7 protein-coding genes, 1 pseudogene and 2 riboswitches are annotated in these 8,216 nt (G+C 68.1%); all 8 genes and pseudogenes read right to left on the bottom strand.

Annotation, left to right across the window (positions count from 1 at the left end):
* Positions 1-973, bottom strand: a 973-nt coding sequence (gene gcvPA, locus JHC57_RS19390; protein WP_294032185.1) for an aminomethyl-transferring glycine dehydrogenase subunit GcvPA, incomplete at its 3' end; no start/stop codon positions are given.
* A 3-nt stretch (positions 974-976) separates the two neighbouring features.
* A complete protein-coding gene (locus tag JHC57_RS19395; RefSeq protein WP_294032187.1) occupies positions 977-1,792 on the bottom strand; it encodes a hypothetical protein in 816 nt (271 codons plus the stop codon).
* A 54-nt stretch (positions 1,793-1,846) separates the two neighbouring features.
* Positions 1,847-2,218, bottom strand: coding sequence for a glycine cleavage system protein GcvH (gene gcvH / locus JHC57_RS19400; RefSeq protein WP_294032189.1), 372 nt, complete (start codon positions 2,216-2,218; stop codon positions 1,847-1,849).
* 3 nt (positions 2,219-2,221) lie between these two features.
* Positions 2,222-3,370 carry a glycine cleavage system aminomethyltransferase GcvT gene (gcvT, locus tag JHC57_RS19405; RefSeq protein WP_294032191.1) on the bottom strand — a complete coding sequence of 383 codons (1,149 nt, stop codon included), beginning with the start codon at positions 3,368-3,370 and terminating at the stop codon, positions 2,222-2,224.
* Between the two features lie 58 nt (positions 3,371-3,428).
* A riboswitch (glycine riboswitch) is annotated at positions 3,429-3,537 on the bottom strand.
* Positions 3,538-3,628: riboswitch (glycine riboswitch) on the bottom strand. It lies immediately after the preceding riboswitch.
* Between the two features lie 58 nt (positions 3,629-3,686).
* Positions 3,687-4,334 (bottom strand): NAD-dependent epimerase/dehydratase family protein, encoded by a 648-nt coding sequence (locus JHC57_RS19410; RefSeq protein ID WP_294032192.1) that lies wholly within the window; start codon positions 4,332-4,334, stop codon positions 3,687-3,689.
* A complete protein-coding gene (locus JHC57_RS19415) occupies positions 4,327-5,499 on the bottom strand; it encodes a deoxyguanosinetriphosphate triphosphohydrolase (protein WP_294032194.1) in 1,173 nt (390 codons plus the stop codon). The genes JHC57_RS19410 and JHC57_RS19415 overlap by 8 nt, the downstream gene beginning before the upstream one ends.
* Complete coding sequence (locus JHC57_RS19420) at positions 5,496-7,280, bottom strand: SPOR domain-containing protein (protein WP_294032196.1); 1,785 nt, start codon at positions 7,278-7,280, stop codon at positions 5,496-5,498. Before JHC57_RS19420 ends, JHC57_RS19415 begins: the two co-directional genes overlap by 4 nt.
* A 59-nt stretch (positions 7,281-7,339) precedes the next feature.
* Positions 7,340-8,216, bottom strand: a pseudogene (locus JHC57_RS19425) (cell division protein FtsZ); the annotation flags it as partial.

The following is an 8,216-nucleotide window of genomic DNA, read 5'->3' on the forward strand; positions in this document are numbered from 1 at the left end:
CCTTCTCGCGGCGGATATGCTGCTCGCGCGTCGACAGCGTCAGCACGAAGCCGCGTTTGCCGTTCGCGTCGACGGTTTCGCCACACAGGCGGCCCGGCATCTGGCGGACATATTTGGTCTTGCACGCAAAGAGCCCGACATATGGACCCCCGAACTGAAGCCCGACCCCGAGCGACTGCCCCTCGCCGACGACGATGTCGGCACCCATTTCGCCGGGCGATTTGATCAGGCCGAGCGCAACGGGTTCGGTGACGACGGCGATGAGCAGCGCGCCCGCGGCCTGGCAGGCCTCGGCAAGCTTCGTCATATCGTCGATGCGGCCGAGGATGTCAGGATATTGGACGACAACACAGCTGGTGTCCTTGTCGATGCCGGCCGCGAGCGCTGCCCAGTCGGTACCCGCTTCGAGGCTCGGATCGCCATCGACCAGCACATCGCCGGTATATTTGGCCATGGTGCGCGCAACGCTGCGATAATGCGGATGAAGGCCGGTCGAGAGCAGCGCCTTCGCGCGCTTGGTGATGCGCCGCGCCATCACGATCGCTTCCCAGCACGCTGTCGAGCCATCGTACATCGACGCATTGGCGACATCGGTGCCGAGCAACCGCGCGACCTGACTCTGGAATTCGAACAGCATCTGGAGCGTGCCCTGCGCGATTTCAGGCTGGTACGGCGTGTAGGCCGTCAGGAACTCGCCGCGCTGGATCAGATGATCGACGCTGGCGGGCACATGATGGCGATAGGCGCCGGCGCCGAGGAAGAAGGGACCGTCACCCGCGGCACGGTTCCGGCGCGACAGCGCCGCCATATGGCGTTCGACCGCGAGCTCGCTCGCCTGGTTCGGCAGACCGGCGATCGGACCGTCGAGCCGGGCCTCGGCAGGAACGTCAACGAACAGATCATCGATCGACGATGCGCCGATGGTCGCGAGCATCGCGGCGCGATCGTCGGATGTAAGAGGGAGGTAACGCATGAATTACTCCGGAGAAGATTCTGGTTTTGCGGAAAAAAGCTGGGCGGTGTCGGCAAGGTTGCCGACGAAGACCGTCGGGCCGGCGTGCGTCGTACGGATCCACGGCGCGAGCCAGATCCGGAAACCCGCATCGCGGACGCGCTGGCAAAAGGCATAATCGTCCGACAGCAAGGCCTGCGTTTCGGGGTCGACCAGCGGACAGAAAAAGGCGGGTTCGAGATCGCCGACGCCGTGCGCCTGCCGCTCGGCCGGGTCGGGACGAAAGACGAGCCCGGGCGTCGCCGCGCGCATTCCTTCGAGTACGTCGCGGCGGATCAGCATCATCGCGGTGCCGAGCCGCGACAGCTCGACAAGGTCGGCCATCCTGAAACTCTGGTCTGCGTTCAGGAAATGCAGCGCAAAATCCCCCGAGAAGCGCTCGAGGTCGGCGGGATTATCCCTTGCCAGCCCCATCTCGACCGCACGCGCGACATTGCGCCAGTTGATCATCCGCCGCGGATAGGCGCCGCCAAGGACACCGCACTGCGGATGCTCCTCCATGACGCGGATCAGCGAGAAGACATCGTCGGGCGAAAAGTCGATATCCGCGTCAACGAACAGCAGATGCGTGCAGTCGCTGGCGAGGAACATCGCGGTCAATATGTTGCGGGCGCGCGTGATCGACGGCTGGTAGAGGATGAATTCGAAGCGCACCGGCAAACCGATCGCCTGCGCACGGAGCGCGAGGTCGAGCGCCGCGCGGACATAGGTGCCCTGCGCGCCCTCATAGATCGGTGTCGCCACCATCAGGCGACAATTGGCTAGCGCGGCGTCGGTCATCTTGTCCCCTCCCCTCCCGCGACCGCGGGAGGAGCGATCGGTTGCGGGGCCGGTTTACAGGGCGTCGCAGAAAGCCTTGTACGCGGTAGCGTCCATCAGGCCGTCGAGCTGGCTCTTGTCGGCGAGCGTCATGCGGAAGAACCAGCCTTCGCCTTCGGCGTCCGAGTTGACGAGCGCGGGATCTTCCTCGAGCTGACCATTGCCTTCGGTCACGGTGCCGTCGACGGGGGCATAGACGTCGCTTGCCGCCTTCACCGATTCGACCACCGCGGCATCGCCGCCCTTGCTGAGTTCGGCGCCGGTGTCGGGAACCTCGACGAATACGATGTCGCCGAGCTGGCCCTGCGCGAAGTCGGTGATGCCGACCGTCGCGACGTCGCCGTCGACGTCGATCCACTCATGCTCTTCGGTAAAATAACGCGGCATCGGTCAAGCTCCCTGTTTGCGCACATAGCGGTGCGGAATGAATGGCATGGTGGTGACGGTGCAATGGACCAGCTTGCCGCGCACTTCGGCGGCGATCGCGGTGCCCGGGATCGCGTGGTCGCGCGGGACGTAGCCCATCGCGACCGGCGCACCGACGCTGGGCGCGAAACCGCCTGACGTCACGACGCCAATTTCGTCCTCGCCGTCGAACAGCTTCGCACCTTCACGCACCGGCAGCTTGCCGTCGACAAGCAAGCCGACGCGTTTGCGCGGCGGGCCGTCCTCGAGATGGCCGAGAATTCGTGCGGCGCCGGGGAAATTTTCCTCCTCGCGGCGGCGCTTGCTGACCGCGAAGCCGAGGTCGGCTTCGGCGGGGTCGATTTCGGGGGTCATGTCGTGGCCGTAGAGCGGCAGGCCAGCTTCGAGCCGCAGCGAGTCGCGTGCCCCGAGCCCGATCGGCTTGACCTCCGCCATCGCGCAGAGCGTGTCGGCGAATGCGGCCAGCGCCTCGTTCGGAAGCGAGATTTCGAAGCCGTCCTCGCCGGTGTAGCCCGAGCGGCTGAGGGCGACCGGCACACCGTTCCAGTCATAGGGACTCGCCTGCATGAAGACGAGTTCGCCGACCGTCGGCCAGCCGGGCTGCAACGGCGTCAGGCCCATTCGTGCCAGTGCATCGACCGCCTTTGGCCCCTGCAGTGCGAGCAAGCCATGATCGTCCATGTGATTGAGCGTGATCTCGTCGGGCAGATTATCCCGCAAATGGGCAATATCGTCCCATTTCACTGCGCCATTGACGACGAGATAGAAGCTGTGGCCGCTGTTGGTGATCATAAGATCGTCGAGGATGCCGCCGTCCTCGTCGAGCAGCAGCGAATAGCGCATCCGACCGGGCTTGAGCGCGGAAATATCGCCGGGAACGAGCGTTTCGAGCGCCTCGGCGATATTGTCTCCGGACAGGACCAGTTGCCCCATATGGCTGACGTCGAACAGGCCGGCGTTTTCGCGCGTCCAGAGGTGTTCGGCCATGATGCCTTCATACTGGATCGGCATCCAGTAGCCGGCGAATTCGACCATGCGGCCGCCTTTCGCGCGGTGCCAGGCGTCGAGCGGCAGGGTGGCCGTTTCGATCGGATTTTCATCATCTTCGCGCATATCGCACACTCCCGTCGTCGTTGACACGGCAAGGTGCGGCACGGTGCCGCCCTGTTGCCATGCCCCCTCTGTCACGGGAACCTGAGAGTTTTCCTCCATGATTTCATGGAGTTACCCCTTCGGTGGTTCCGGCAGAAACAGCCGGAACGCTTTCCAGAGTGTCCGTTCCGGCCCGCGCGGTCCGCTTGACCTGAGAGTTTCCGGGGCGGTTGCTCCTTCGGTGGCGGGGTCACCCCCGCGCTCTCCCGCGCGGCCGGTCGAATCTCTTGCGAGGCCCGACAGACGCTGCGAGCCTTGGCGCTGCCCCTTCAAGGAGTCAATCGGCGAGCGCGCGGATCGCGTCGTTTTCGTGGATATGCACGCCCGAACCCGCCCGGCCGGCCAGCGCGACGATCGCGGCGGCGACACGGTCGCCCGAAATCGAGCGGTAGCGGCGGAAACTGCCGTGGAGCAGCGCATCGGTCAGCGGCGCGGCGATCGTCGCCAGCCCCTCGCCGAGGCGCTGCGGCCCCGGCCGGTCGCCCTTGAGCAGACCCGGGCGAAGCAGGTCGAGGCGCCCGAAGCCGAGCGCGGCGAGATCGTCTTCGGTCTCGCCCTTGGTGCGGAGGTAGAAATTGCCGCTCCTCGCCGCGGCGCCGACCGAGCTCACCGCGATCATCTGCCGCGCGCCGCCCGCGCGCGCGCCGCGCGCGGCGGCGAGGACAAGGTCGTGGTCGACCGCGCGAAAGGCGTCTTGCGAACCCGCCTGGCGGATCGTCGTGCCGAGACAGCAGATGAGGACGGCGGGCCCTTCGGCGGCGATGATGTCGGCCCAGCCTTCCGACGGCGCGACAATCGCCCTGTGGTGCGAAGCCAGCCCGTCAATCTTGCGACGGGCGAGAACGGTGACGGGCGTCGCGCCGAAATGCCGGATCACCGCGCGCCCGACCATGCCGGTCGCGCCGACGATCAGCGCGTCAGGCATGCGCGAGCGCCGGGGGCACCGCATCGCGGCCGAAGATTTCGGCGTAGCGGTCGATGGCGAAACGGTCGGTCATGCCCGCGATATCATCACCGATATGCCGGTTTGTCGCGCATTCTTCGCCGGGCAGCCGCGCCGGCCAGTCGCCGCCCATCAGACGCGGGTCGGCGGCATAGGCGGCGAAGAGATCGCCGACGACCTTGTTCGCGGCCTCGGCGGCGGCGAGCTGTTCGGGGTGATGATAGAGGTTCGCGTACATGAAGCGCTTGAGCTCGCGCTCCTGCGCGGCGAGTTCGGGCGAGAAACCGCCGAGCGTCCGGCCCGCCGCGCGGACCTCCCCGACGCTTGCGACCCCGGCGTCGGCGACATTCGCCGCGGTCGCCGCGATCACGTCGTTGACCATCACGCCGATCTGGTCGCGGACGAGTTCGCGCAGCAGGCGGTCGCGCGGCGCGCCGGGAAAGCGGCCCTCGACGGCGCGATAATTGGCGGCGACGAACGGCTGCTCCATCAACTGGTCGAGGTCGAGCAACCCGGCGCGGAGCCCGTCGTCGATATCGTGATTGTCATAGGCGATGTCGTCGGCGATCGCCGCAATCTGCGCCTCGAGGCTGGCGTGGCTCGGAAGGTCGAGACCGAAATCGGCGTCGATCCCGGCAAGCGCCCAGCCGGGGTTGGTCACCGGGCCGTTATGCTTCGCGAGCCCCTCGAGCGTTTCCCACGTCAGGTTGATCCCGTCGAAGCGCGGATAGGGACATTCGAGCCGCGCGAGCGTGCGGAGCGTATGGCCGTTGTGATCGAAGCCCCCATGATCGGCCATCGCCGCCTTCAGCGCATCCTCGCCCGCATGGCCGAAGGGCGGATGGCCGATATCGTGCGCGAGGCACAGCGCCTCGGTCAGATCCTCGTTCAGCCCGAGCGCGCGCGCGATCCCCCGGCCGATCTGCGCGACCTCGATGCTGTGGGTCAGGCGGACGCGATAATGATCGCCGTCGGGCGCGACGAAGACCTGCGTCTTGTGGCGAAGGCGGCGAAAGGCGATCGAGTGGATGATGCGGTCGCGGTCGCGCTGGAAATCGTCGCGCGGCCCCCGCACGACGCGGCCCGATTCAACATGGCGCCGCCCGCGGCTGCGCGCGGGATCGCTGGCGCACGACGCAACGCTCACTTGATCGGATCGACGGACTGGCCCGCCTCGCTGTTGAAGAGGAAGCCGTCGCCACCCGCCTTCTTGTGGTCCGCCAGCCAATCCTGCGCCGCCTTGCGGTCCTTGAACGGACCGACGAGCAGGCGGCGGGTCTTGCCCCATTCAGCGATTGCGCCGGATTTGCCCTTGAACACCGCGGGACTTTTCTTCGCGAACTTGCCGAAATCGGTCGCGAGCGCCTTCGCATTCGCGCCGGTCGCGACCTGCACCCAGATACGCGCGGGATTCGCCTTTTTCTCGGCCGCCTCTTCCTTCGCCCTGGCGTCGGCTTCGGCCTTGGCTTTGGCTGCGGCGGCGTCCTTCTCGCGCTTCGCCGCCTCGGCCGCCTCGGCCTTGCGCTTGTCGTCCATCAGCCGGGCGAGCGTGTCGGCGCCGACGGCATTGCCCGACTGCGCCAGTTCCGCAGCCGGAATCTCGATCGACCCGACGATATCGGCGAGCGAGGCCAGCGGTGCAGCGGCGGCCGGCGCCGGAGCGGGCGCGGCAGCCGGGGACGCCATGGCGGCGGGCGTGTCGGGCATCGCCGATGCGGCCGCGTTGGTGGTCGGGGCCGAGCGGCCCATATCGGCGATCGAGAAACCGGGGCCGACGGGTCCCTTGCCGGCATCGACCGCGGCGCCGACCGGCGCGCGTGCCGCAGCGGGTGTGGAGGCCGACGACATGACGGAAGACGGTGCGGGCACGGGCGTCGGTGCCGGAGCAGGAGCCGGGGCGGCCGATGGCGGGGCGGCAACTGCGGCCGGCCGCGCGGCGGGCGCCGGATCGGGTTTGCGCACCACATTCGCGGGGGCCGGCGCGGGCGAAGGCGCGGGTGTCGCCGATGCCATCGTGCGCCGCCGGTCGACCGCGGCGGGGCGCCTGGCCGTCGTCGCGGCCGGGGGCGCGGCGGGCGGCGGCGTCGCGGCGGCGACCTGCACCGGCCTGCGTTTCGGGCCGAGCTGACCGTTCGGGAAGCGGCCGAAATGCGCGGCCGCGGCCTGCTGCGCCGGGTTGAGCCGATCCAGCTGGACCAGATAGGGCGTGATATTCTGCGCCATCGCGGGCGGCATCGTCGCATTGACGATCTCGGTCGCTTCCTTGTCGCGGCCGTTCATCGCGAGGATCATCGCGCGCAAACGCCAGGCGCCGCGATCCTGTGCGCGAAGCTGCGGCGTCAGCAACTGGATCGCACGGTCCGCCTCGCCGCTGATCCCGAGCGACAGCGCATAGCGCCGCGTCAATTCATCGTTCGGGGCGATCGACAGCGCGAGCTGATAGTCGCGCTGCGCCGCATCCTGCTGACCCAGGAGGTCGCGCGCGAGCCCGCGATCGGCGAGGAACAGGCGTTCGGGAGCGCCGAGCAGTTGCGCCTCGCCGAAATAGTCGAGCGCGCGCGTCGGGTTTTCCGAATGGACCATCGCCGAACCGAGTGCCGCCTTGACCGTACCGTCGCGGGGGCTCGCCTGTTCGGCGCGGACGAGGAAACCGAGCGCGGCACGATAATCCTCGAGCTCGATCGACGCGCGGCCGGCATCGAGCAGTGCAGAGGTGTCGTTGTTGTTCGAGCCGATACGCGCAAGGGCCGATGACAGGAGCGCGCGCGCGGCGGTCCGCTTTTCCATCGCCGCTTTCGTCGCGGCATCGGGCGGCGTCACCTGGGCGTGAGCGGACGGCAGGACCGCCGTTCCGAGCAACAGCGCACCGAGCGCGCCGACATAATGCCGGGCGCGCGTCGGCTTCGCCGTCGATTTCACCTGCCGCATGGGCACATCATCCCGAATTTCCGGCCTGCCGTGCCCGGCGGGCGGCCGCTCGTTCCCCGTTACTGGTTGTTCTGGCGTCCGAGGAAGCGCGGGATATCGACCCCGTCGTCCTTGCCGCTTTCCTCGGCGTCGGGCGCCGAAGCCCCGCGCGAGAGACGCGACATGCGTTCGAACAGGGTGCCGCCGCCGATCGAACGCGCCGGCGCTTCGGCCGGGGCCTCCGCCGCAGCGGGTGCCGGGCGATATTCGGCGGGCGCTTCGGGCGCGTCGAGCACGAGTTCGTCGGCGGTATCGTCATAGGTCGCGGCGACCTGCGACAATTCCATCGGTTCTTCCTCGGCCGCCGGGACCGAAGCCTCGGATTCGGTCGCATCGCCGAGCGAGAAGCCGGGCGCCGGGTCATTGTCCTGCGCGAGCGGCGCTTCGACGACGGGCTCTTCCTGCACCGCCGGCTCGACGACCTCTTCGGCCACCGGCGCGGGTGCCGCGGCGCGGGCCGGGGCAAAGGAGAAGCTGCGCGTCGCGGGCGCGGCCTGTGCGGCTTCGCCCGTTCCGTCGATGCCGGTCGCGACGACCGAGACGCGGATCTTGCCGTCGAGGTTGTCGTTGAACGCGCTGCCCCAGATGATGTTGGCGTCGGGATCGACCAGTTCGCGGATATGGTTCGCGGCCTCGTCGACCTCCATCAGGCGCATGTCCTCGCCGCCGGTGATCGAGATGATGACACCCTTGGCGCCCGCCATCGACACGCCGTCGAGCAGCGGGTTGGCGATGGCTTTCTGGGCGGCTTCGAGCGCGCGGCCGTCGCCTTCGGCTTCGCCGGTGCCCATCATCGCCTTGCCCATCTCGCGCATCACGCTGCGCACGTCGGCGAAGTCGAGGTTGATGAGGCCGGGCATGACCATCAGGTCGGTGATGCCGCGCACGCCCTGCTGC

The sequence above is a fragment of the Sphingopyxis sp. genome, from assembly GCF_016463645.1.
Lineage (GTDB): Bacteria > Pseudomonadota > Alphaproteobacteria > Sphingomonadales > Sphingomonadaceae > Sphingopyxis.

Coding starts and splice junctions, on each gene's coding strand:
- JHC57_RS19395 (WP_294032187.1), bottom strand. CDS start 1,792: ATGACCGACGCCGCGCTAGCCAATTGTCGCCTGATGGTGGCGACACCG.
- gcvH (WP_294032189.1), bottom strand. CDS start 2,218: ATGCCGCGTTATTTTACCGAAGAGCATGAGTGGATCGACGTCGACGGC.
- gcvT (WP_294032191.1), bottom strand. CDS start 3,370: ATGCGCGAAGATGATGAAAATCCGATCGAAACGGCCACCCTGCCGCTC.
- JHC57_RS19410 (WP_294032192.1), bottom strand. CDS start 4,334: ATGCCTGACGCGCTGATCGTCGGCGCGACCGGCATGGTCGGGCGCGCG.
- JHC57_RS19420 (WP_294032196.1), bottom strand. CDS start 7,280: ATGCGGCAGGTGAAATCGACGGCGAAGCCGACGCGCGCCCGGCATTAT.